21 protein-coding genes and 1 pseudogene are annotated in these 21,577 nt (G+C 56.6%); 9 read left to right on the forward strand and 13 right to left on the reverse strand.

The window, feature by feature from the left end:
• Positions 1 to 32: 32 nt before the first annotated feature.
• The 5 genes from J1N60_RS14445 to J1N60_RS14465 are packed head-to-tail and all read right to left on the reverse strand — an operon-like array spanning position 33 to position 3,658.
• The gene (locus J1N60_RS14445; protein ID WP_312908498.1) at positions 33 to 1,586 is read right to left on the reverse strand and encodes a DNA cytosine methyltransferase; all 1,554 of its coding nucleotides are present in this window, start codon (positions 1,584 to 1,586) and stop codon (positions 33 to 35) included.
• Positions 1,579 to 2,022 (reverse strand): hypothetical protein, encoded by a 444-nt coding sequence (locus J1N60_RS14450; RefSeq protein ID WP_312908499.1) that lies wholly within the window; start codon positions 2,020 to 2,022, stop codon positions 1,579 to 1,581. The genes J1N60_RS14445 and J1N60_RS14450 overlap by 8 nt, the downstream gene beginning before the upstream one ends.
• Positions 2,019 to 2,705, reverse strand: coding sequence for a DUF4326 domain-containing protein (locus tag J1N60_RS14455; protein ID WP_312908501.1), 687 nt, complete (start codon positions 2,703 to 2,705; stop codon positions 2,019 to 2,021). Before J1N60_RS14455 ends, J1N60_RS14450 begins: the two co-directional genes overlap by 4 nt.
• Positions 2,706 to 3,293: a DUF8129 domain-containing protein gene (locus J1N60_RS14460; protein ID WP_312908502.1), complete on the reverse strand. Its 588-nt coding sequence runs from the start codon at positions 3,291 to 3,293 to the stop codon at positions 2,706 to 2,708.
• Positions 3,290 to 3,658, reverse strand: a complete 369-nt coding sequence (locus J1N60_RS14465; RefSeq protein WP_312908504.1) for a hypothetical protein — start codon at positions 3,656 to 3,658, stop codon at positions 3,290 to 3,292. The genes J1N60_RS14460 and J1N60_RS14465 overlap by 4 nt, the downstream gene beginning before the upstream one ends.
• A 195-nt stretch (positions 3,659 to 3,853) precedes the next feature.
• On the opposite strand from J1N60_RS14465, the gene J1N60_RS14470 reads away from it, so the two are divergent.
• A complete protein-coding gene (locus J1N60_RS14470; RefSeq protein ID WP_312908505.1) occupies positions 3,854 to 4,084 on the forward strand; it encodes a hypothetical protein in 231 nt (76 codons plus the stop codon).
• 287 nt (positions 4,085 to 4,371) lie between these two features.
• Here the strand turns inward: J1N60_RS14470 and J1N60_RS14475 are convergent, their stop codons facing one another.
• A complete protein-coding gene (locus tag J1N60_RS14475; RefSeq protein ID WP_312908506.1) occupies positions 4,372 to 4,569 on the reverse strand; it encodes a hypothetical protein in 198 nt (65 codons plus the stop codon).
• Positions 4,570 to 4,730: 161 nt separating this feature from the next.
• On the opposite strand from J1N60_RS14475, the gene J1N60_RS20675 reads away from it, so the two are divergent.
• Positions 4,731 to 4,862: a DUF7503 family protein gene (locus J1N60_RS20675; protein ID WP_425499297.1), complete on the forward strand. Its 132-nt coding sequence runs from the start codon at positions 4,731 to 4,733 to the stop codon at positions 4,860 to 4,862.
• On the opposite strand, the gene J1N60_RS14480 is transcribed toward J1N60_RS20675, so the two are convergent.
• Positions 4,859 to 6,931: a hypothetical protein gene (locus tag J1N60_RS14480; RefSeq protein WP_312908508.1), complete on the reverse strand. Its 2,073-nt coding sequence runs from the start codon at positions 6,929 to 6,931 to the stop codon at positions 4,859 to 4,861. The genes J1N60_RS20675 and J1N60_RS14480 overlap by 4 nt on opposite strands.
• Positions 6,928 to 8,163, reverse strand: coding sequence for a DUF7504 family protein (locus J1N60_RS14485; RefSeq protein ID WP_312908509.1), 1,236 nt, complete (start codon positions 8,161 to 8,163; stop codon positions 6,928 to 6,930). The genes J1N60_RS14480 and J1N60_RS14485 overlap by 4 nt, the downstream gene beginning before the upstream one ends.
• A gap of 107 nt (positions 8,164 to 8,270) precedes the next feature.
• On the opposite strand from J1N60_RS14485, the gene J1N60_RS14490 reads away from it, so the two are divergent.
• From J1N60_RS14490 to J1N60_RS14500, 3 genes and pseudogenes are all read left to right on the forward strand, one after another.
• Positions 8,271 to 8,642, forward strand: coding sequence for a DUF7344 domain-containing protein (locus J1N60_RS14490; protein WP_312908510.1), 372 nt, complete (start codon positions 8,271 to 8,273; stop codon positions 8,640 to 8,642).
• A gap of 453 nt (positions 8,643 to 9,095) precedes the next feature.
• Positions 9,096 to 9,887: a DUF7344 domain-containing protein gene (locus tag J1N60_RS14495; protein WP_312908512.1), complete on the forward strand. Its 792-nt coding sequence runs from the start codon at positions 9,096 to 9,098 to the stop codon at positions 9,885 to 9,887.
• 216 nt (positions 9,888 to 10,103) lie between these two features.
• Positions 10,104 to 10,933: pseudogene (locus J1N60_RS14500) on the forward strand (IS5 family transposase).
• 88 nt (positions 10,934 to 11,021) lie between these two features.
• Here J1N60_RS14500 and J1N60_RS14505 read toward each other — a convergent pair.
• On the reverse strand, positions 11,022 to 11,813 hold the full coding sequence (locus J1N60_RS14505) for a hypothetical protein (RefSeq protein ID WP_312908514.1): 792 nt from the start codon (positions 11,811 to 11,813) through the stop codon (positions 11,022 to 11,024).
• 172 nt (positions 11,814 to 11,985) lie between these two features.
• On the opposite strand from J1N60_RS14505, the gene J1N60_RS20680 reads away from it, so the two are divergent.
• Together J1N60_RS20680 and J1N60_RS20685 are read left to right on the forward strand one after the other, a co-directional pair.
• Positions 11,986 to 12,690: a tyrosine-type recombinase/integrase gene (locus tag J1N60_RS20680; protein ID WP_425499298.1), complete on the forward strand. Its 705-nt coding sequence runs from the start codon at positions 11,986 to 11,988 to the stop codon at positions 12,688 to 12,690.
• A gap of 176 nt (positions 12,691 to 12,866) precedes the next feature.
• Positions 12,867 to 15,293, forward strand: coding sequence for a sensor histidine kinase (locus tag J1N60_RS20685; protein WP_425499299.1), 2,427 nt, complete (start codon positions 12,867 to 12,869; stop codon positions 15,291 to 15,293).
• Positions 15,294 to 15,937: 644 nt separating this feature from the next.
• On the opposite strand, the gene J1N60_RS14520 is transcribed toward J1N60_RS20685, so the two are convergent.
• Positions 15,938 to 16,069 (reverse strand): hypothetical protein, encoded by a 132-nt coding sequence (locus J1N60_RS14520; RefSeq protein ID WP_312908516.1) that lies wholly within the window; start codon positions 16,067 to 16,069, stop codon positions 15,938 to 15,940.
• Between the two features lie 149 nt (positions 16,070 to 16,218).
• On the reverse strand, positions 16,219 to 16,782 hold the full coding sequence (locus J1N60_RS14525; protein WP_312908518.1) for a twin-arginine translocation signal domain-containing protein: 564 nt from the start codon (positions 16,780 to 16,782) through the stop codon (positions 16,219 to 16,221).
• A gap of 840 nt (positions 16,783 to 17,622) precedes the next feature.
• Between J1N60_RS14525 and J1N60_RS14530 the strand changes: the two genes are divergently transcribed.
• The gene (locus J1N60_RS14530) at positions 17,623 to 17,889 is read left to right on the forward strand and encodes a hypothetical protein (RefSeq protein WP_312908520.1); all 267 of its coding nucleotides are present in this window, start codon (positions 17,623 to 17,625) and stop codon (positions 17,887 to 17,889) included.
• Positions 17,890 to 18,163: 274 nt separating this feature from the next.
• On the opposite strand, the gene J1N60_RS14535 is transcribed toward J1N60_RS14530, so the two are convergent.
• On the reverse strand, positions 18,164 to 18,304 hold the full coding sequence (locus J1N60_RS14535) for a hypothetical protein (protein ID WP_312908522.1): 141 nt from the start codon (positions 18,302 to 18,304) through the stop codon (positions 18,164 to 18,166).
• A gap of 663 nt (positions 18,305 to 18,967) precedes the next feature.
• On the opposite strand from J1N60_RS14535, the gene J1N60_RS14540 reads away from it, so the two are divergent.
• Positions 18,968 to 19,231 (forward strand): M48 metallopeptidase family protein, encoded by a 264-nt coding sequence (locus J1N60_RS14540; RefSeq protein WP_312908524.1) that lies wholly within the window; start codon positions 18,968 to 18,970, stop codon positions 19,229 to 19,231.
• Between the two features lie 660 nt (positions 19,232 to 19,891).
• Here the strand turns inward: J1N60_RS14540 and J1N60_RS14545 are convergent.
• Positions 19,892 to 20,926 (reverse strand): GNAT family N-acetyltransferase, encoded by a 1,035-nt coding sequence (locus tag J1N60_RS14545; RefSeq protein WP_312908526.1) that lies wholly within the window; start codon positions 20,924 to 20,926, stop codon positions 19,892 to 19,894.
• Positions 20,927 to 21,577 lie beyond the last annotated feature (651 nt).

Raw genomic sequence — 21,577 nt, forward strand, 5'->3', positions numbered from 1 at the left:
TGCTCGAGCACGATGGACACGAGAGCGTCCGGCTAGTCATCGCTCGCCACCTCCTCGTACGGAGGGATCTCAACGTCGGCGTCAGTGGGAAACCCGGCGCCGTAGGTAGACAGCGACGGTGCCTCGGTCGCGAGGATGTGCTCACAAAGAGCTCGCGCCATCCCGACCGGGACGGCGTTGCCGATCTGGGCCCGCCGGTCTTTCTTCGTGTCGCCCGTGATCTCGTAGTCCGCCGGGAAGCCCTGTGCTCGTTTGGTCTCTGGCGGGTCGAGCATCCGGTACCGGAGGTCGATTCCGAACGGGTAGACCGCCGGATCGGCCAGTGCGTACCGAGCACGTTTGGTGAGCGTCGGGAGTGGATCGTCGATCGACTTCACCGAGTGCTCTGGCGTCCCGTTGTACTGGACGAGAAACGGCGAGAACAGCCGACCGTCGTGATTGCGGGCCGTGACCGTATGGAACGGTCGGTCGTCGGGGTCGTAGGCCGGGTTCGAGTGCTTGCCACGAGCCGAACCGTTCCGGGGGAGGACGAACGCCTGTGCCTCGATGTAGTGGATGGCGCCGCGTGTCGTGATGGTCGATACCGGTTTCGTCTCGGCGTCTCTCGGGTAGGCGCCGCCGTGCTGGCCCATCACCATCGGCGTCGACGTCTCGTCGTCGACGGCGACCTCGCCACGGACCAGGAACGGTTCGGTCCGCTTCTCGATCGCGTCCTCGACGTCTTCGACCGGAACGACGTCATCCTGGAGCGCGTAAATGTCTGCTTCGTCCATTCGCTCAAGAGCCTCCGCGTAGGGCGCGAGTCGGTCGTTGCAGTGGTCGCGGATGCCCTTCGCGATGCGAACCATCGTCTTGCTCGCGAGTGCCTTCGAGCGCGTGAACATCGACTCGCCCCGGTCGCTCCAGTCGATTATCTCGCTGGCTGGCACCCAGTCCTCGAGGTCGTCGGTCGGGTCGTTCGAATGCGTGGGTTCCGGTGGCGTCGGGCGGTTGGTTCGCGAGGCGATCACGAACAGGCGCTGTCGGGTCGTCGGGTCGCCGTAGTCGGCCGCCCGGAGCTTGACGCCGTAGCGGTCCTTGTCGTCACGAACGACGGTGTACCCGAGCGCATGCAGCATTCCGATCCAGCGCTCGTAGATCGAGCCGTCGTTCGAGGGCCTGCCGTTCTCTTCAACTGGCCCCCACGATCGGAGCTCACCGACGTTCTCGATCAACAGGTGTTTGGGTTGCAGGAGTTCGACCCACCGGAGGACGTGCCACGGCGAGGCGCGTTCCTGGTCTTTCACGGGCTTGCCGCCGCGTGCGTTCGAGAAATGCGTACACGAGGGGCCAGCCGTCAGCAGGTCGACCGTTCCGGGCTTGGCAACGTCCGGCGGGAAGATTGCCTCGACCTTTGTATGGTAGTGGTCGGCCCACGGGTGGTTTTTCTCGTGGGTCGCGATCGCGTACTCGTTGTGGTTGATCGCCGCGAGGTGGAAGTCCTCGCCGGGCGTGTAGCCGAGATTCTTCGCGCCGTCGATGGCGCCTGTCGAGATCCCGCCCGCGCCTGCGAAGAGGTCGACGACGGTGAGGGAATCTTCAGACATCGTTGCCCTCCTGGAGGTCATCGTATCCGTAGCGTTCGACCAGCGCCTCGAGTTCGTCGACGACCGTCTCGGTCTCCCGTTTCCCCAGTCCCGACAGATCGTAGAGCAGTCGAACCAGCAGATCGCGTTTCGGTTTGCGCTTCCCGCTCTCGAGGTCGGCGATCGTCTCGTCGATGGTTTCGAGCGCCGTCTCGATGGTGGACTTGTTCAGACTCGCGTTCCGGCCGTAGAGCAACGCGACCACGTCCTCGTCGGTGAGGCCACTTCGGCGCAGCGCTCGCAGATCCGTCGCGAGGGTTTCGATCGACTCGGCGGCCTGGGCCACTTCGACGAGATCGGTGTGGAACTGTTCAGTGTCGATCGTGACGTCCTCGAGTTCGAGTTCCTCGTCGGCGTTCGTGAGGAGTTCCTCGAGCGGGTGTTCGTCGTCGGTCATCGGTCGGCCCTCGCGGCGTCGGTATCAGCCTGTTGTGAGCGGTCGAGTCGGTCGGCCCACTCCGCGATTACTTCCGCATGGCACGCGGGTTCATCGTCAGTAAGGCGTTGGCACCAGCACCCGAGCGTTTTCCCCGAGATATTTGCCACCGCTTCGGCGAACGTCGGGTCGCGCTCTAGCTTCGCTTCAAACTCGGTTCGGAACTTTCGGATGCTCTCGGCCCGGTCGTACTCGTCTACTGTGAACGGGTTTCCGAGCCATCCACGATCGTCGACGAGCGAGTTCAGCAGGTGTCTCCCACCGGGCCCGCGACCGACGTAGACATCCGTTTCATCTGCCTTGCAGTGGGCGACTCTCGTTGGGTCAGTCTCGATCGAGCCGCCGTCAGTGACGAGTTTTTGTCGTTCCCAGACGGGTTGCTCTTCGGGTTCGGGCTCGCCGTCGGCCGGGAGGTAGGAGTCCCGGACGCCCATCGGGCCGATCCCACGACAGTGCTCGAGGTCTCCGCGTTCGACGAGTGCCGTACAGTATCGTGTAATCGTCGTCGGCGAACGCTCGAGTTCCTCAGCAATCCGGCTCGAGGCAACACCACCGTTGGCGGCGTCCGTCTCGCCTGCGTCGACAAGTCGATCGATCGTCTCCAGGATGTTCTCTGCGATCGTCTCGTTCGGAACGTGGGCCATCTACGCACCACCCCCGAGTGCCGCTGATACTTCGTCAGTCGTCGTTCGTTCGTGCTCGCCGTTGAGCCGCCGGAGGAGATCGTCGTTCCGGAGGTCGTCGTTCTCGTTCCAGACGTCGCCGTTCTCGTCGAGCGTCCGGGAGACGTAGGGCGCGTCGGCGCCAGCGCTCGCGGGCGTTACATACTCGGTTCGGTCGCCTCGCGGGATGACCAGAACCTCGTCGGTCTCGAGGCGCGAATCGGGGTGGTTGGGAGAAGGGTCCGGGGTGGGTGCCTCTGGTACGTCTGGGAACGCTGGACCCGTTTCGGTCTTCTCCGATGATGTAGATGAATCAACCGGTTCCCCCAATATTTCGCGCTCACGAGCGTCGAGTGCTCGGTGAACGCGGCGTCGGTCGCCGCCTTTCGAGGTCTCGACCGCTCGCCAGGCCTCGAGGAGTTCGAGATCGTTAATCCCGCGAATGCGTGCGAACGCGAGATGCAGGTCGTCGAGACAGAGGAATCGGGCCGGGTCCTCGCCGTACTGTTCGGCGACGGGTTCCGACGTCGGGAGCTCGCGAACCGCTGGGTTGTATGCGCTCACGCTCATCGGTCGATCGCCTCGAGATCCCAGGTGACCGTACGCGTCTGGGTGCGCTCGTTATCGATCTCCGTCCCGCAGAACGGGCATCGTGGCGTGTCGTACTGGGCGAGTTCGCCATCTTTCGCATTGGCGTGAATGGCACCGTCCTTACTGAACGTACGCTCACAGCCGCCGCAGCGGCAGACGGTCTGTTCGAACTCGTCGCCGCCATCGGCTCGAAGTTCGCCGCTCGAGCCGTAGCCTGGCGTCGCTGAAAACTCGACGTCGATGTGGATTCCTTCGGCGTCCGACCGGCCGTAGCGTCGGAAACCGTTCTCTGCTTGTGTTTCGTTCCCCGCTAGTTTAAGGGGATTGGCGTTATATTCTCGCATGGTTCTGCGTATCCTTCCAGGGGTACACGAACCGACCCGCGCCAAGCCCTAACTTGGCGTTTCTACGGCGCAATTGCACCGTTGAGTGGCTCGTATGGATAGTTCATTCGTTTGGAGGGTCTTAGTTCTTTCTAGATATAGTATATACTAAATTCCGTAAGCCCCTTATCAGTGGCCGTATATACCATATAATGTATGAATGATGCCGTTGAAGCGGGTGTAATGTCATCTGGCCGGGCGTTGTTGACCGACCGTGAACGAGAAATTCTTGCTGGAGATGCTGATGTGAAAGACAACTATCGATACAAGGTTGAATCGACAGCTCGCCAGCGTATCCGCGATCTCGAGAAGGATATAGACGTCTTGCGAGAGAACTACCCGAAGATTTTCGAAGAGATTGAATGTATGGTGTGTGAAGATGCTTAGTGGTCGCCAAGATTTCTACCAGATTCAGGAGGTGTGCACAAGGGTGTGCTGAATATAGAGCGCGAATTGGGCAGAAATTGGTGGCCGACCAGACGGGAGATCGATCGCTCAATACAGAAGAAACAAATGCACGAGGGCTATGTTTGCCAGTGGTCAACGATTGCTACCACGATACCATCACTATCGGACTGCACATAGACACCTAAGGGGGTGATCGAAATCATCAAAGTAGGGGAGCGATTCAACCGTCGTGTCAACCTGTTAAAATGCGTCGGTTGATTTTGGTATCACAGTAAATTGTTCGTATCTCCACTTGCCATCTTCTCCGTCTCGCACTGTTTTTTGATCTGTGGCCTCCTAAAGAATCCGGTCATAATCACGGCCTCCCTCAAATTTTCTTCATCGATGGAGACAATCGAAGCATCATACGATGGGTCTTTGACAATATTAACGTTTAAAGAACAGTCTGATGGGTTGTCTTCCATCTCGGCATTGTGTGCGGAGCTAGCCGAGTTATTGTCGTCATTTCCTAAGAAATAGTATATTACTTCGTATAATTGGATAGCCAGTAGAGTAGTGGGGTATTAGTTACGTTCAAATGTCCACCCGAAAGTCCATGGGATCCAGATCGTAACGAACGGATGCAATGGCAGAAAACAGTTCCCTCACCGCAACTTTAGCCAATAATCCGCGACTAATGGGCGTATTGTTTATGATATGCCTCCTCCTGTCCCAAGCAGGCACTGTAGCCGCCGGCAACGGATCCACTATCGGCTAAGGAAGGTCGGCAGAAGTGACATCAGTCGACCAGTGAAACTCGTCGTCCACAATCGCTGGAACTCGCTCAAGAGAGAGGAGATTGACGATTTCTGGCAGCGATAGCCTGATTGGCGGAAGTTCACCACCGACGAGAAAATGTTGGTCAACGCTGGGAACGTAAGGCGTGTAACAGGCGCCCATGGCGGGCCCAAGCGTTGGATACGTCGCTATTTGAAGCTCGTATCCCTCGTCGTCGGGCGGCCGGGAGATCCGCAAGAGATTCGGTGTCCCGTTCTCGGATTGTGCGATTTGGACACCACCATCACCAATAACGGTATAACGACCTTCGACGGTGTAGCGATACCCCACAACCGTAAGCGCCGATCTAAGCGAATAACCGGCATTGAGCAGCCCCGCTACGAGCTGGCCGACGGCGGTCGCGTTCGTGTTATCGACCGCACCGTGGGTTACGATCCCGCCGATACTTCCGCTTTCGATGAGAGACAGACCCTGATCGTAGGACCGACACCCATTCAAGAAGAACGTGTCGACACCCACGGTATCGAGATCGGATGCGTTGAGCACCCCATCACGACAGACGAATCCGCCACGCTCCACGTGGCCGATATAATGGAGAAAATCGAGATCTGTTGCGAGTAGGTCCCGTAGATCATCGCAGGCGAGTCCCCTGTGGACGGTCACCGTAAATGGAAGCTCCTCGCGGTCACCGTAGAGATCACCATCGTCTACCTCGGCACTCATTTGATCGTCATTACAAACAACGCCGATATTGATGGGATCGCCGGTTGCTTGAGAGTCGAATCGATTCCGGACGCCACCCAAGTGCAGATCGTTCGCGTTCACAGAACGTCCCTCGCCGAACCAAGTGCGCTCAAGTGTATCGGTGGCTGAAACCTGAACGTACGATAATTCCGGCGACGAATTGGCTGTGTCAGTCGACGACATCGTAGACCTGACAAATTCCTCATATCCTGGTGGAGAGATTGGGTGGGGGTCGATCGGTTCCCGTTGCTCAACGCTGATGATCGACAGGGCGTTCGCCGCATACGAGAGGAATTCCGTCGAAGCCGGTGCTGGCGACAGATGCACCGACAAGTACCACGTCGGAACCAGATCCAGTACCGGTTCCGAGGGGATGTCCAGATAACGAGTGACGCGCTCAGAGATCGGCGCATCGTAGAGGTCTCGAAGCGGAAGATCCATTCGTTCTGTGAGTTCCCGGCGTTCGTGGAGGTCCAACGGATACCGCCCTACCGTCCGGACGACACAATCGAGCAGGAACACCTGCTGTAATGTTTCAGTGACGGCTCCTTGGAGACCGTCTGGCCCCTTCAGAGATCGTACGATAGCATCATCGGCAAGCAGGCGAGCAGTCTCACCTGGTACGACGCGAGCGCCGAGATAGTGAGCCAATGTCGCGACGGAGTACACGGCTGAGCGGGTAGGAGGCACCTCGATTCGCAGGTCGGTCTCGGGTGGAGTGACTGCATCCGGAATTGAAAGTGATTCACCAAGCTCGATAGCGGGGGGGTGTCCCCGAAGAGATGGGAACGATCGCTCCGGACTAGTCGTCTTGAGCGCCGATCCAAACGTCGAAATAGCCGCCATCAGATCTTCGGGAGTAGCTGTTGTTGTGACCGTCGCCGCTGGCTGATCGTGATACGATCGGGCTGCCAGGTCAACCGAAGTCGCTTCACCGAACGAGAGGGACATCGTGTCGCTCAACGAACGGATGGTCACTTGCCCCGACACCCGCAGATAGAGCTTGATTGGGGCTGCGATCTCGATTTCGTACTCGCCGTCTGGCAGTTCTTCCAGGGCGAAGTCGTGGCACTCGGCTACCATCTCGCCGCTCGCATCACGAACCAGGACAGCCACTACATATGGCAGTTCGAGTTCATCTATTTGGCATGAAACAGCATCGTCGACTGGAGCCCGAAACCGGTTCTTCGAGCCCATTTCGAGCGTGACCGTCGGCTGGGTCAACAGCGAAAACCGTCGGCCTTCGATGTGGTCGATGACGCTGATCCCAGACTCGTCGTCGCACTCGCGAATCTCGACTGTCATCCAAGAGAGAACCAGGGCGTCTCGTACCCGGTCGCCGTGAGCCGCCACTGCTGCTCAATGCCGACGTCACCCATGCGAAGTTCGACGATCGCATCGAATACCGGTGTGAGCGCCTCAACTTCGTCGCTGTCTGCCTCGACCGGGAGCAGGAAGTGCCCTACTCCGTTGTGATCACGAACCATATGGCTGATGTTTTTAAGGACCTCACTGGTTTGCTTGAGGCCGCTCGAAACGAGCATGGCGCGAACGGAATCAACGCTAACTCTCAGTTCTCCTGGCACACTCGGGCTGATCGTCGAAATGGTTTCGTGAAAAATATCGGGGAAGGCTTTTATTCCGTCCGAAACCGGGACAATCGTCAGCCCGTGATCGTCACCAGTATTGGGCCCGTCAGAGGCCGCTGCTGCGCCTGCCCTCGCAGTCGATTGATCAACCAGGGCCGTGGCATTTGACGCAGTCAGACCTGCCATCGACAGGCGTCGGCGGGCGGTTTCGATATCTTGTCCATGCTGGATGAACACGGGAGAGCGGGCAGCATCAGGGTTGCCGAGCAACGTCGCAGCGGCTCGGTCCAACTCCTGTTCGGGGACGGTACCGACAACGAGGAGCGTCGTCCCTGACCGTTTGAGCACAGCGAGCGAGGGCTCGACTATGATCTTCCCATCAGGATCGATCACGGCTTCGTATCCATCCACCGAGAGGAAAAGACGACTGTCGTGACGTTCTGATTCATCGTAAAGTGGTTGAAGAAGGCGATCGAGGGCGTCCGGATCAAGCCGCCCCCGAAGCAACTCACTGATCTCAGCTGGGGACTTACCCGATTTGGCCGCGATTGCCCGACTAACCGACCAGAGGAGGGAATTCTTCCCCAGCCAGTCATGCTCGAGCGTCACCGCAGCTTCTTTGTGGTCCGACGTTTGATCGGTCGGGTATTCTTCTATATGTCCATCATCACGAACTAACACGGAGGCACCGTCCCACGACACCTCGATCGCCATTCGAACACCCGACTGCGAATCGGATGGGAAATCCGTAAGAATACGATCAACACTATCCGGGTCGATACGATCGTTCAATGTAGATATGACGAATGGATCGGCTTCCATTGCCGCCGCAACTGGCGGGACGAGCGCAGTGGCTGCACGTTCTACGTCAGGGTCAAAGGGCCGCGACGGAAGTGACCGCTCAGCGGTCAAAAACGGCCAACGCACCCCCCGCTCTTCGGTATCCATGCAAAGTAATCGCGATCAAGAGTTGAGTATCATTCGGTCAGTTCACGCGAAGATCATTGACAACTCGATGTCCTCTGATTTATAGTCGGTGACGGCGTTTTACCCCTATGAATAACGATAGAGGAGGGCCACCATTCGCGAGTGATGAAACTCGCCGTCAGCTCGACAAACTCCTCGCCGTTCTCTCCAACCAACGCAGGCGAGATCTCCTTTATCATCTTCTCGCGGTCGAAGTTACCGATGTAGAGACCCTTGCAATTGAAATGTCAGCAGAAATCGAAAGCGTTTCGACCACCGAAGTTTCGAACGATATTCGAGAACAGGTGCAAATAAACTTGGTTCATACCGATCTCCCGAAGCTCGTTGAGATCGGTGCAATCGAGTTTGATCGGCGGACTGGCGATATTCGCAGCCGAAACTTTTCGCCACTACTCGACCAGATCGTAGAAGCCTGTCAGGATATCGAAATAGACGACTAATTGTCCAAGCCGAGACAACAACATCCCCGCTTCTATTACCAATATGCCAGATAGCCGGCTTGCAATTCAAATTGGCGAGGTTGCTGAGGACTTCGATATTCATCGGAATTCGACTCGGCATCTAAGAATGAACTTGAGAAAGACGGTCGCATTCGGAAAGAGGAGCCGGAAAGAGGAGCACGGTTATGCGTTTGTTTGGTGGTCAAGGTGTTTTCGAGCAATAGTATTTTGATTTGCTGTTGAACAGCTGGCCTTGTTGAAATCCCCTGTCAGTGATGTGTTCAGCAGCCGTGCTGAACTCAAAGCACGAATATTGCAAGGACTGAAAGTCGACCTGGGAAAGTAGTGATCGGTCAGTAGAGGGAAGACACTCACACTGCCATATTTCTTGACTTTTTATTTCTTTGTAAGAAAGTCTTTTGACGGTGGCTGCGAATATCGATGTGAGAGTTTATGGGAGCCAATACCACTCGTGAGAGCCTGAACGTCCGTTACGATTTGGCATCATGGCTCGTCACGGCTGTCGGCATTGTACTGGGGATTGCTGGCGTTGCGTATCTCGTCGCTCATCCAGAACCGATAACAACGTGGGGGATCGAACTCGTCCTTGTCAGCGCTCCAGCGGCGGCAATCGTCTACGGTGGCTACTGGATCGCGGCGCACGAAGTGCCTCGTAGCGACGGCTGGAACATTGCGAAGTGGTGTCTCACGGGGACAGTCGTCGCAGCAGTCCTTCTCTTTGGATATGTGAGTGCCGAACAGATCGGAGGCACGACTGTACTCGACTCCAAACTGCTCGCCCTTCTCGGCGCACTCGGCGGGGGAGCCGTGTCGTTGTTCGCGGCGATCTCGAACGAACGGCGACATCTGGATGTTGCCCTCGGCACCGATGCAAACCGATTAGTCGCAGCGGGTGCTGAATCGTTCTCCGCCGACGCGCAGGCGTTCGCCGAACTCGCAGCAGATACTCGGTCGTGGTACGTTATCCGCGCACTCGGACTGGCCGAAGAGCCACTCGGCGTCGAATCACTCGCTACCCAGATTGCAACGCTCGAAGAGACGGACCCACAGAAGGTGCGGACCGATTTAGTCCACTCTCGACTCCCGAAACTGGCCGCCGGCGGACTGATTCACTACGAGCCTGATGTGGACGTTGTGTGGCCCGGCGACCGGCTTCCATCAGTGATACAGGCGAGTGAAGAACTGTCTACAGTCAGTGAAACCATCATCTCGACCGAGCAGTAATCGATTTGCCCCTCTACTGCGCTGCTGGTTCAGTATAAATTGCGTGTGAGAACCACCATCGGTTTGCTGCATCCATTCTATTTAGTCCGCCGCTCTTACCACCAATTCGTCAGTTCTGATCTCGCCTGCTGGATACAAGGCGCGGGCCGTGTTTAGACGCTAGTAATATTGCCTCTATGTCGGGATTTCTAGGAAATGAAGCGAGCACGGTCGGATGTGCACTCTAAACTGGCCCGCTTCACCGAACGATGCGTCGAATTATCTCAAAAAGCTGTCGGAAGCGATCCGAAAGAACCCCTCAGCAAAGGAAAAGATGGCTACGCTGATTGGGTGATCGTGGCGATTCACGGCCTTCGAGAATACCTCGATCACTCCTATCGACAGTTGCTAGATGTGCTTCGGGAAATGCCCGATATCGTCGCCAAACTCGGCCTTTCACCGGATGAGCTGCCGGACTTCACGACTGTTTATGCTCGAAAACAAGAGCTCAAGATGCCAGTCTGGCGGATGCTGTTGCAGCTGTCGGCGGAACTATTCAATACCGGAGAGGTCCAGGTAATCGACTCGACCAGCATCGCTCATCGCTCGTCGTGTCATAACTACGCAAAACGTGTCAAAGGGACGTTTGAGTCAGTCAATACCACTATTCTCGTAGACTGTTCTACGCGAGCCATCCTCGATGTCCACTGTTCGATGAACCTACCACATGACACGCAGATTGCGTGGCAAGTCCTGAAAGAAATCTCAGTACCGTGGAAACTGTCGTCGCTGACAAAGGGTTTGATTGGGATGAACTCCGGCAGATGCTGCGGAACGAGGGGATTAAACCGGTAATCAAGCATCGTGAGTTCTACTCGCTCGACGCCGCACACAATGCTCGGATTGATGATGAAACCTACCACCAACGATCTATCGTAGAATCGATATTTTTCGCGTTGCGCAAGCGTTTCGGTTCAACACTTAAGGCAAGAACGTGGTCTGGACAGTTTCGAGAACTCGTCCTAAAGGCTGCCGTCAGAAACATCGAACAATCGATCAGGGCCTAACCCGGCTGATTTCGCGCGTCTAAACAAGACCCACGGCGCATCTCTTGCTCTCCATTTACGGTTGTACCTGGTGTAGCCCGAAAACGGGTTAGCGTTCTCCAGTTTGTACGTCGAAAGAGGCGGTAATCAGCTCGCCATCGGGCTTCGCCTGGAGGAAGAGACGGTATCCACCGGTGGTAGGGAATCGAACGGCGAATCGAACGATACCGTCCTCTGGGTTTGTCTCTTCGGGGTGAACGTGAAGATATGCGAGGTCACCGTCTCGAAGCGCTACGAGGTGGCCGAGTGCACCGAGATACGGATCGAGATGAGCGACGCCGCCTCCGCCCTGATGCACCTCGAACTCGATATCGACAGTCTCACCCACAGGGATCTGGTCTGATGAAAGTTCGACACTGTATCCCTGGACTGCGGCCTCTCGTGTGGTTTGCGGACGCTCTACGTACTGAGCCGGCCCCGACGATAGTACATCTACACCGAGTGTCGTCGGCTGACCATCTACCAGGACGTCAACGAATGCCCGGTAAACGCCGGGATCGGGAAGGACCAACTCTACTAACCACGTCCCGTCGTCGGCCAGTGTCGGATGAAGATGCTGGAAACGCGTGAGGTCACGACGGACGAGAATCAAGTGAGCAAGCTGGTCATGCGTATCTTCGAACTCCGTGACCACGCCACCATTCTCATCGTGTATCTGGTACGTCCACTCGTGGGTTTTCCCCGGCTCCAATCGCGTCTCGGATGCCTCAAGCTGGAGTTGATCTGCGGCGACGGTTAGTCCACCTGGGTGAGCATAACTACCCGCGTCAGTGTACCCGTGAGGAGCATCGTGACCGTGGTGAGTGACTGTGGACTCCGGATCGTGATTGTCGTTATCCATACCCAATGTACGCCCGCCATCACCTACTGTCTTGTCCTGCTCGATTATCAACCAATAGAGCCGGAAACGACGAAATCAGGTATCTTGGTGAATATACCCTCTCTATTCAGCACTGTAGAACAATCTGAACTTTGAATAGTTTCTCTGGTAACCGCGCACACCTCTGGCTGTAATGACACAGCATCAGTCTGAGTCATCATCGTGGGCGAAGCGACATCGACGAGCATTGACGACACGACATTCTCACGAAGATGTTCTCACCGACCGAGAGTTCGAGTTGTTGCTCGAAGCCTGTTCGGAGTTACCTAGCCCCCATGATTTCCAAGCGCGGTTCATCTGTTTGGTCGCAGGTCGGCTCGGACTCCGTGGGGGCGAGATTTCACATCTCAATACCGACTGGTTTGACTGGGATCGGAAGCTCCTCCAAATTCCACAGCACGAGCCGTGTGCTTGTGGGTACTGTCGTCGCCAAGCAGCTCAGGAAGCGACCCACTGTGACGACCTCACCGAGGACAAGGCAGTAGAGGCCCGGTGGCACCCAAAGACGGTCTCGTCCGCTCGGGCGATCCCGTTCGACCCGTCGTTGCGTCTCGAATTGTGTCTCGAACGCTTCGTCAATCGTTACGATTCATTTCCACATTCGCGCTCGACGATCAATAGGCGGGTGAACGAAGCTGCGGAGACTGCCGATCTTCGGGGGCGCGTCTACCCACACTGTTTCCGAGCAACCGCTGCGAGCTATCACGCCTATCAAGGAGTTGCGCCAGTTCCGCTTCAGGCCTTGATGGGGTGGAGTGATTTCGCTACCGCCCAGAAATACATCCGAATTTCCGGAACAGCGACCGCAGATGCACTCCGGCAAGCGCATCACCGATAACTAACAGTTTACTTCCGATTCTTGGAGCGTCTGCTGCATACAGGGCGCGAATGTCGCATTTGATGCGTCGAACAAACGGGGACTGTTCAATCTCGATCAGACTGGTTCGAAAAGATATAATATCTCAACTTCAGAAATCGGTAGAGTAAACCAATTATAGTATTATGGAGTCATCAATGAGCCTTTTCGGACGACACTCCATAAACGAGGTGATAGGAGGAGTCACCCGAGCGTTGATTCCTGCTAACACCGAAAACGAGATTCACCAACGAGTTTGCGAGCAGTTCGCCGCATCTGAGCTGTACGCCTTTGCATGGATTGGACGCTATAATCCAGAGGAAGAGGGGGTAATTCCGGCGGGGGCCGCCGGAATTGCAGAGAATACGCTCGATGGAATGCTTGACATAGGGGAATCACCTCCACAGAAACTGGCAAACGAAGCAGCGCGCACACGGGAGGTCACGGTCAGACAGAATCTCGTTGACGACCCACCTTGCGAGAATTGGCGCGACCACGCCCTCAAATACGACTACCAAACGTGTGCGTTCATCCCCCTCGTTTACGAAGAGACGCTATACGGCGTCTTGCATCTGGCCACCAACCGGTCGCAAGGATTCGGGACGGCTGAACGAGAATCGCTCACAGAGTTAGGAGTGACAATCGCATACGCCGTCGAAATTGCGGAGTCGCCCGCGAATACTGATAGCACCGAACACAAAGATTCGGAGACAGAGTTGACAAGAGTGACCGCTGAGCCTGAACAGGAGCGGCGGCTTTACGAGACCATTATCACCAGTACTCCCGACCTCGTCTACGCGTTCAACCTCGACTACCGCTTCATATTTGCAAACGAGGCACTGCTGGAAATGTGGGGCCAGACCCTCGAAGAGTCCATAGGAAAGACCCTGCTGGAAATTGGCTATGAGCCGTGGCACGCTGAGATGCACAAGCGCGAGATCGATCAGGTCGTGGAGACAAAAGAACCCATCCGTGGCGAGGTAGCGTTCGAACATGCCGAACTCGGCCACCGAATCTATGACTACATCTTCGCACCGGTCCTCAACGATGAGGGGGAAGTCGAAGCCATCGCCGGGACAACGCGTGATATCACCGACCATAAGAAAGCCGAGGAGGCGCTTCAGAAAAGCAAGGAGCGATTCCGAGCGTTGGTCAACGCCAGCTCGGATGTCGTATATCGGATGAGTCCCGATTGGAGCGAAATGCACCATCTCGAAGGCCGGGACTTCATCGCCGATACACACGAATCGACCAGCGATTGGCTCGACAAATACATTCACTCGGACGATATGGAGCGTGTCAAGAAGGCTATCAACGAAGCGATCCGGACCAAGAGCGCCTTCGAACTGGAACACCGGGTAGAGCAGGTCGATGGAAGCCTGGGCTGGACGTTCTCGCGTGCGGTACCGATGCTGGATGATGACGGAAATATCGTCGAATGGATCGGTATGGCGAGCGACATCACCGAGCAGAAGAATCGCGAACGAGAACTCGAACGAGCACTGGACTTGCTCGAGAAGACCGAGCGCATCGCAGACGTCGGCGGCTGGGAGATCGACGTGGAGACACAGGACGTGTTCTGGACCGACCACATCTTCGAGGTTCTGGAGGTGGACGCCGACGAGGAACCGCCGCTGGAGGAAGCAATCGACATGTACCACGAGGACGACCAGCCGATCGTCCAGGAAGCCGTCGAGAATGCGCTCGACTCTGGTGAGTCCTTCGACGTGGAGGCACGGATCCGAACGGACAGTGACGACGTGCGCTGGCTTCGACTCCAGGGCGTACCGGAGACCGTCGACGGTGAGATTATTTCATTACGAGGGGCTGTCCAAGACATCACCGAACGCAGGCAGCGCGAGCGACGGTTAGAGGAGGTGGTCGAGAAACTCGAGGAGTCCAACGAACGCCTCGAACAGTTCGCCTATGCTGCCTCCCACGACCTCCAGGAGCCACTACGGATGGTTTCAAGCTACCTCCAGTTGCTCGAGCACCGCTACGCCGACAGCCTCGACGAAGACGCCCAGGAGTTCATCGCGTTCGCCGTCGACGGCGCCGACCGAATGCGAGCGATGATTGACGGTCTCCTCGAGTACTCCCGTGTCGACACTCGCGGAGAGTCCCTCGAACCGGTCGACCTCGACAGCGTATTCTCGGACGTCTATCAGGACCTCCATGTGAAAATCGAGGAGCACGATGCCGAGATCACTGCCGAAGGGCTCCCTCACGTCATAGGCGACGCCGAGCAACTCCGCCAGCTCTTCCAGAATCTGCTGGACAACGCGATCGAGTATAGCGGCGACCTCCCGCCGCGAGTGCACGTCTCCGTCGAGCAGACTGACAACGGCGACGAGCGGGTGATCTCGGTCAGTGACGGGGGGATCGGCATCGACCCGGAGCAGGCCGACCGGGTGTTCGAGGTATTCGAGAGCCTTCACAGCCAGGACGAGTACGATGGAACTGGCATCGGCCTCGCACTGTGCGAGCGAATCGTCGAGCGCCACGGCGGTGACATCTGGGTCGAATCCGAACCCGGGGAGGGCGCGACCTTCTCATTTACGCTTCCAGCCGTACGCAGTCCATGAACTTGATATTGGTATTACGCTCGCCTGTTCAAAATGATCTGCTGCATGCATCCTCTGTATTTTGCTCTGTAGGACCACTAGACTGCGGCGACTTTGGAGCAATTGGGGCTGGTTAATCGCGATAGGATCTGACCGAATATATCCTGGATAATGATAGCTGGATGGACAGATTCCTGCAAAATCAAGAGACTGCGATGAATTTCAGATACTAGCCAAGTGGTTGACTGTTCTCCGATGATATTAGGCTGATCTCAGCGCCGTCTCGCGATCCTACAGAGCACTGTATTTTGCACGTCGCTTTTAACACCAGTTCGATAGTTAGTCGAGCCGCTGCAAGATACAAGGCGTGGAGAGGGGTGCGGTGCGGTCCTCGAGGGAATGACGACGAGTACGTGTTCACACCCAAGTTCCTGGATGGGATGTTCGTCTGGAACCCGGATCGGGTCACGGAGGTCGCCGCTTGCGAGAACACAAACCACCCTCGTCTACGACCACCTCCCCGACGGCAACCGCTGCGGCCTCGGCATCGTGGACGATTCGGGCCGGCATCTGCTGCCACGACGCTGGGACTGGGGGTTCGTGGCGGTCATCGACACCGACGCCTTGAAGGCCCGTGACTGGGCCATCTCGGTCTTCGAACAGGTTCACACGGAGGCGACTCGGGTAGACCCCGCTGCCTGCGAGTCCCCCGCACTTGGCCCCTCGGAGGATCCGAGTACACCGACGAGCGCCGCGAGGTCGACGCTGGTGAGTTCCTGCTTTGGCTCGGTGCTCATACACCACAGTGTCGTCCACGGTGGGAAAGACGTGGCGCTCCAAGAACGTGGGGAGCGCGAACTCAACAGACCGGCGTTTGGAACACGTGTCAGCTACCACTCGGTCCGCGGGTTTCGAATAAAAAGTTACAAGACGAAGAGTAAGCGCCTTAGTTGTCAGCGCCGCCGCCGTTTCCGGCACCATCTTCGGTTTCGTTCCCAGCGCCGCCGCCGTTTCCGGCTCCGTTCTCCTCTTCCTCCTCGTCCTCGGCGCCTCCTGCAGCGCCTCCAGCAGCGCCGATATCCAGCTCGAGCAGGTTCAGCTCCGGATTGCGGTACGACACGGTGTCAGACGACATCGTTGCCGTATCACCTTCGCTCACTTGCGCCTCGTCTTCGTCGACGAAGATGTGCCCTAACGGGCCGCCCGAGCCGATGTTGGCCTGGATCACGTACACGTCCCAATCGTCGTCGAACTCGTCGCCGAGTGCCTCGACGAGGGTGTCTCGAGTTCCCGAGTCCATCTCGGCGAGCACCGTGAAATCGGTGTCCGGGAAGTAATCGCGACCGTGGATGACGACTTCTCCTTCCTGGAGTCCTTCACCGTTCTCGTCATCTTGCTGAGCCGCCACGTTCGTGCTGGCACCGGCACCGACAGCCAGGGCGGTTGTTGCTAACGCGCTCTTCTTCATGAATGACCGTCTTCCGTCGTCTGGATCTCGTTCTTCTTCCATGTCTCTCAGCCCAGTTTGGGCGGTCGATTGTTTGGCCAAGGTTTCGTATAAGTAAGTTCGTTCGTTTCACTTCTTTTCGCAAACAGTCGGTGAATAATACTCCGTGCGGACTCAAAAATGGCTGTAGCGGCGCTCTCTCGTCTATCGAATTCGATCTGTAACTGTTGATTTCTTCACCGAACCGACGGCCGCCACCGTAACGGACACATTTACACCTGAAACACACGGACAGAGAGGGGTAATGATTTCCTCGTTCGAATCCGGGTGCTCGCTCGAGGGGTCTTGGTAGATACGGTCTCACGGAGCGTGTTCGGTAGTGTGCTCAACCCACCGTTAAATCGCAGTGTAAACCGCTCATGCCGTCGTCCAGCGCCACTGGACCGATCCGAACCAGCAATAAGAGTCAGGTCATGGCGGGGCAATTGAACCAACTTTCTCCCCGAAACGGCTTGATTACGTGAAAGTGAACACCCGGTCCAGTACGGCGACCCTTGGGAGGCGAACGCGCTCTCGCCCCGTTTTCCATTACGAACAACGCTGGATGATCTCGTCGGGCGAACGTTGAACGCTGTGAACGGCGAAGGCATCCGTCGTGCAATACAATTGGACAATTGATTAGAACCGAGGGTAGATCCGAATGGATAGTACCGTTCCGATGCCGTCCTCGAGGCGTCGACGATAACGTCAAACGCTCTCCGGTGGCAATGTAGTAGTTATCAAAACGCGACTACTTCGACCTACTGTTGAGGCCGCTATCTGAGCTATCAGGGTGGACGAGAACACGAGGGCAATTCCAAAGTCACCAATCGATTTATGTAAAACAGAGGCCGAAAGGTGTGTATGGCGACTATCCCCGTCACCGACCGTCCCTCCATTGATGACGCCCGCGACGAACTTCAAGCCGCCGTTCCCGAGGCCGCGAAAACCCTCCGCGAGCTGCTTGAGGCCGAGGACGAACGTGTCCGCATCCGTGCCGCTGAAGCCATCCTCGATCGTGCCGGCGTGACCAAAGCCAAGCAGACCACCACCCACGCCGCCGAGCGCGATGTCGGTGGGAAAGCCGCTGGTCCCACCTCGACGTCTTTCCTCGAGGATCTCGCCGACTGACGCAGATGGGTGGCCTTGGCTCTGGCCGGTACGACTACGCGACGACGCCGACAATCGGGGCGTGCCGCCACTTGAACATCGACCGCCTCACTGATCTGGTTACCTCTCCGGGGGAGTCGGCGACTCTGTGGTGGGGTCCTCGTGCAGATCCCGACGCTAGCGTCACCGTCCACCTCAGTCCCCCCTCGGAGGGAGACCGTGCCCCTGGATTCGACTTGCGTACGTAGTCACCGATGCCTGGACTGGCGAACAGCGCCCCCACGAGTACCAGGTCTCACTTGAGTATACCGAGTGCCACTTTGGAGGAGCGCGCCCGTGGTTTCAGTGCCCCGGTGTCGTCGACGGTGACACCTGTGAGCGCCGCGTGGGCAAACTCTATCGCCCGCCCCACGACGATCTCTTCCTGTGTCGCCACTGTTACGGGCTCGGGTATACGTCGAGCCGAACGTCCGGTGACGATCTGAAGCAAGCCGAGTTGCGGTTTCGACGGGCGTACGCGAAGCTCGACCCCCAGGGGCGACGTCCCCATCCGAACAACGAGACCGTTCCTCACGTCCCCGATCGGCCAGCGGGGATGCACCACGAAACGTACGATGCGCTCGTCGCTGACCTCGAAACGGCTCGGCTCGAGTGGGAGGAAGAATGGATTAGTCGACTCCAGGCGATGACGCAGAGCCTACGCGGCGACTAACCAACGGTACGCAGCACACCCGAGTCGCGACCCTGTGAATCGCCGAGTAGGTGGTGGGACCCGACTGTCGCTCCAGTGGGAGCCCCCGTACCGATTAGCTCATAATCCTGTTACTGAATGCGAATGAATATGGGTGATCAGCCCATTCTCGTGATGGGGATAACCACGGCGACGTGGACTCACTGGCGAAAGTCGTTGAGGATACCGAGAGAGACCTTTGATTTCGTCATTCATGTTGGTGGCCTCACAAATGCGTACTTAGACGGATTAGAGGCTGGTGTCCAGCAACTCTAAGCCGTCGAGGAATACCTTCGCCTCATCGAGGATCGAACGACGAACGGGTTGCTCTACATCTACGGCAACCGCGATCACACTCGAGGGTCCGACTTGCAGTACGTATACAAGCACTACGAGCTGGATGTCGGGACGCGGGTCCCAATGGAGGGGGCAGTCACCGTTGCCGGCCAGCGATTCACACAGACTCCCGCGAAGCTGGGTTTCGACGGTATTCTGGTCATCCACGAACTCGCTCACTTCCAAGAGGTGAATCACACGGATGCCTTCTGGGCGCTCGTCGCCGAGCATGACCCCGAGTACGCCACCCACGGAGTGGCTCAAAGAGCACAGTACACAGCTGATCTTCTCGCCTGAGGATCTGTAGCCCCCCTGAGGGGGAGCTGCTGAGATTCAAATTCCGGCCAATCCCAATTGCATCCTGGATGATTCGTAGTACTCTCCACCCCCACAGGGGACGTCACGTTACCTTCTCGAACGTCTGAATTGTCTTGGTGGCAGTCGAAACTAATCAACTTCGTTCCTTCTATATCTCTATCTGCTCATGAGGTTCCTCCGCCAGACTGAGCACCATAGTGACGAATGTTTCAAGCGAGTCATCTACCACGTTGTTTAGAACCCCTTTGGGTTCGAAGGATAGAGACTGCCTACTCTACCAATAGATAGCCCATTACAAACAATGATTTTACCGATGGTCTTTCTACGGAAGGGTTGCTCGATGGAAGAGCACCGTGGTGCACTCTGTCATCGCGGCGGCCAGTCGGCCTCGTGGCGTTCGAATCCCACCCCTTCCGCTATGCGGTACTTCAGGCTGAATGACCGTCAGCCGCTGGAATCGAGGTTGAGATATCATTTCGTTGTCTCATGAGCTGGTTATTGACGTTATTGTGCGCTTTGAGCCCAGATTTGACAATCCAACACCCCTACGCGTCCGGTAACGCCTGCCGCCAGCAAGATTAGCACTCCAAAGCACCGACGGCGGTCGTCTACGGCCGGTGAGCTGCTGTCTCTGGAGTCCTAAGACAATAACGATTGGATGAGTTCGTGGCCCCGCTTTGGGAGGCGTCGATAACCGAACTTGGTCGCCTGCCAGACCTGTGACTCCCATCGCAGTTCAAACATCACTCGGGGTTCAGGGCCGAACTTGGCTTTGTAGTCTGCCAGACTGGGAATCATTGCCGTCGTTAGGTCTACACGATCAAGGTCTTTCGCCGCGGCCTGTTCGATGATGTGCCAGTAGAGTAGTTCATTCACCGGGAGGTCGACATCAGTTTTCACGCCACCGATCCAGACGTGCATCGTGTCGCCGAACTCCAACGCCAGCAACCCACTCACCATCTCCTCATCAATGCAGAGACAGTAAGGATGCAGTTGCTCATCGGGAAGCCGAGCGTGGAATTCCGCCATCAACTCGGGGGTGAGACCATAGGTCATCCCCTGTTCTTTATGCCGATCCTGAAGCTGTCGAACAAGCAGTTGAGTAGCGTCGAGGTCGCCTTCAATGATCTCGTAGGCTTGCTCATCGGTATTCCGGATTCGTCGCCGCGTCTCCTTAGTCAGATCATTGAAGAGTGCTTCGACACCGCTGCCAAGTTCGATGATGTATATGTATCTGGGCGAGGCTTCAAAGTCATTCCAAAGGTAGGGTCGGACGTCGGTGTACCGATCGCTGCTCCACAACGACACAAAATCGGGTTCAATCGAGGTTTCGATCCATTCCCAACAGGCGTTAACGAACCGTCGGTGGTCTTTCTCGACCTTCCGCTGTTTCACACCGTTCGAGTGTAATTGAACCGGGCCGAGATGTGCGAGTTCTGCCGCGTCGGGTGGAGAGTGTATCTTGGTAAAGGGCCCTCGGTTCGTCTCGAAGAGCGGAAGCAGCTCAACGGGTTCTTGACCCTTGTAGCCGATTAGGAGATGAAGATCGGTGTTCGTGTGGTTAGCAAATAGGTCAAGAGCAGCGTACTGGTGAAATGGCGTCGCATGAGATGCTTGTGTGACGTATGAATCCCATTCTTCTGGTTTATTCGTCTTGACAACCTCAATGGTCATGTATCAACCATTCTACCACAATAGGGCTTATTAACAAGCGGGGGAAAGCGGATTTATAGGCTGGAGTTACTCATGGCCCACAGAGAAATTGTAAGCCAAAGAAAACCCATCGAATTCTTGGCTGAGAAGGGAGTCGCCGGTAGCAGTTTTGGTATTGATGTCGAGACGGACAGCGATTGTAGTGATGGCCGAGGCGGTGACGTCTCGGGGAATGTGGACTACATCCTCCGGAGCTGCTTGAACCAAGGACAGTTATTGCCCTTCGAAACAACGGGTACGAGGCTCTGGTCTATTGGCGACCCATAAGGCGATGTTGTTTATGTCCTGACGAGTGGCGGAATTCTGGAACCTATCGACATGAGCTACGACGTTACTGACGGATCAGGATGGTAGGCTCATAGCCAACCACACGACCTTGAAGGAGTTTCACTGAACTGGCGATGCCAGTGAGCCACTGCGGGAACTGTGTCTCCGTCTACTCGTGCACCTCAACACCGCTGTAGTCTCAAAACAATCATCTGCTCATACAGATGGCCGGTGGCGGGTTGTAAGGATCCAATCACGAGCACATGATTAGTGCCACCGGTGTGTGAATAATAGACGTGATTAAAGATAAGCGTTTTTCAGGACTACTCGACTGTCAGCAAGTCC

The organism is Natronosalvus caseinilyticus, from assembly GCF_017357105.1.
In the GTDB taxonomy this organism is placed as follows: domain Archaea; phylum Halobacteriota; class Halobacteria; order Halobacteriales; family Natrialbaceae; genus Natronosalvus; species Natronosalvus caseinilyticus.

Excerpts from the sequence above, each read along its gene's own strand:
- J1N60_RS14445 (WP_312908498.1), bottom strand. The coding sequence starts at position 1,586 with ATGTCTGAAGATTCCCTCACCGTCGTCGACCTCTTCGCAGGCGCGGGC.
- J1N60_RS14450 (WP_312908499.1), bottom strand. The coding sequence starts at position 2,022 with ATGACCGACGACGAACACCCGCTCGAGGAACTCCTCACGAACGCCGAC.
- J1N60_RS14455 (WP_312908501.1), bottom strand. The coding sequence starts at position 2,705 with ATGGCCCACGTTCCGAACGAGACGATCGCAGAGAACATCCTGGAGACG.
- J1N60_RS14460 (WP_312908502.1), bottom strand. The coding sequence starts at position 3,293 with ATGAGCGTGAGCGCATACAACCCAGCGGTTCGCGAGCTCCCGACGTCG.
- J1N60_RS14465 (WP_312908504.1), bottom strand. The coding sequence starts at position 3,658 with ATGCGAGAATATAACGCCAATCCCCTTAAACTAGCGGGGAACGAAACA.
- J1N60_RS14470 (WP_312908505.1), top strand. The coding sequence starts at position 3,854 with ATGAATGATGCCGTTGAAGCGGGTGTAATGTCATCTGGCCGGGCGTTG.
- J1N60_RS14475 (WP_312908506.1), bottom strand. The coding sequence starts at position 4,569 with ATGGAAGACAACCCATCAGACTGTTCTTTAAACGTTAATATTGTCAAA.
- J1N60_RS20675 (WP_425499297.1), top strand. The coding sequence starts at position 4,731 with ATGGCAGAAAACAGTTCCCTCACCGCAACTTTAGCCAATAATCCGCGA.
- J1N60_RS14480 (WP_312908508.1), bottom strand. The coding sequence starts at position 6,931 with ATGACAGTCGAGATTCGCGAGTGCGACGACGAGTCTGGGATCAGCGTC.
- J1N60_RS14485 (WP_312908509.1), bottom strand. The coding sequence starts at position 8,163 with ATGGATACCGAAGAGCGGGGGGTGCGTTGGCCGTTTTTGACCGCTGAG.
- J1N60_RS14490 (WP_312908510.1), top strand. The coding sequence starts at position 8,271 with ATGAATAACGATAGAGGAGGGCCACCATTCGCGAGTGATGAAACTCGC.
- J1N60_RS14495 (WP_312908512.1), top strand. The coding sequence starts at position 9,096 with ATGGGAGCCAATACCACTCGTGAGAGCCTGAACGTCCGTTACGATTTG.
- J1N60_RS14505 (WP_312908514.1), bottom strand. The coding sequence starts at position 11,813 with ATGGATAACGACAATCACGATCCGGAGTCCACAGTCACTCACCACGGT.
- J1N60_RS20680 (WP_425499298.1), top strand. The coding sequence starts at position 11,986 with ATGACACAGCATCAGTCTGAGTCATCATCGTGGGCGAAGCGACATCGA.
- J1N60_RS20685 (WP_425499299.1), top strand. The coding sequence starts at position 12,867 with ATGAGCCTTTTCGGACGACACTCCATAAACGAGGTGATAGGAGGAGTC.
- J1N60_RS14520 (WP_312908516.1), bottom strand. The coding sequence starts at position 16,069 with ATGAGCACCGAGCCAAAGCAGGAACTCACCAGCGTCGACCTCGCGGCG.
- J1N60_RS14525 (WP_312908518.1), bottom strand. The coding sequence starts at position 16,782 with ATGGAAGAAGAACGAGATCCAGACGACGGAAGACGGTCATTCATGAAG.
- J1N60_RS14530 (WP_312908520.1), top strand. The coding sequence starts at position 17,623 with ATGGCGACTATCCCCGTCACCGACCGTCCCTCCATTGATGACGCCCGC.
- J1N60_RS14545 (WP_312908526.1), bottom strand. The coding sequence starts at position 20,926 with ATGACCATTGAGGTTGTCAAGACGAATAAACCAGAAGAATGGGATTCA.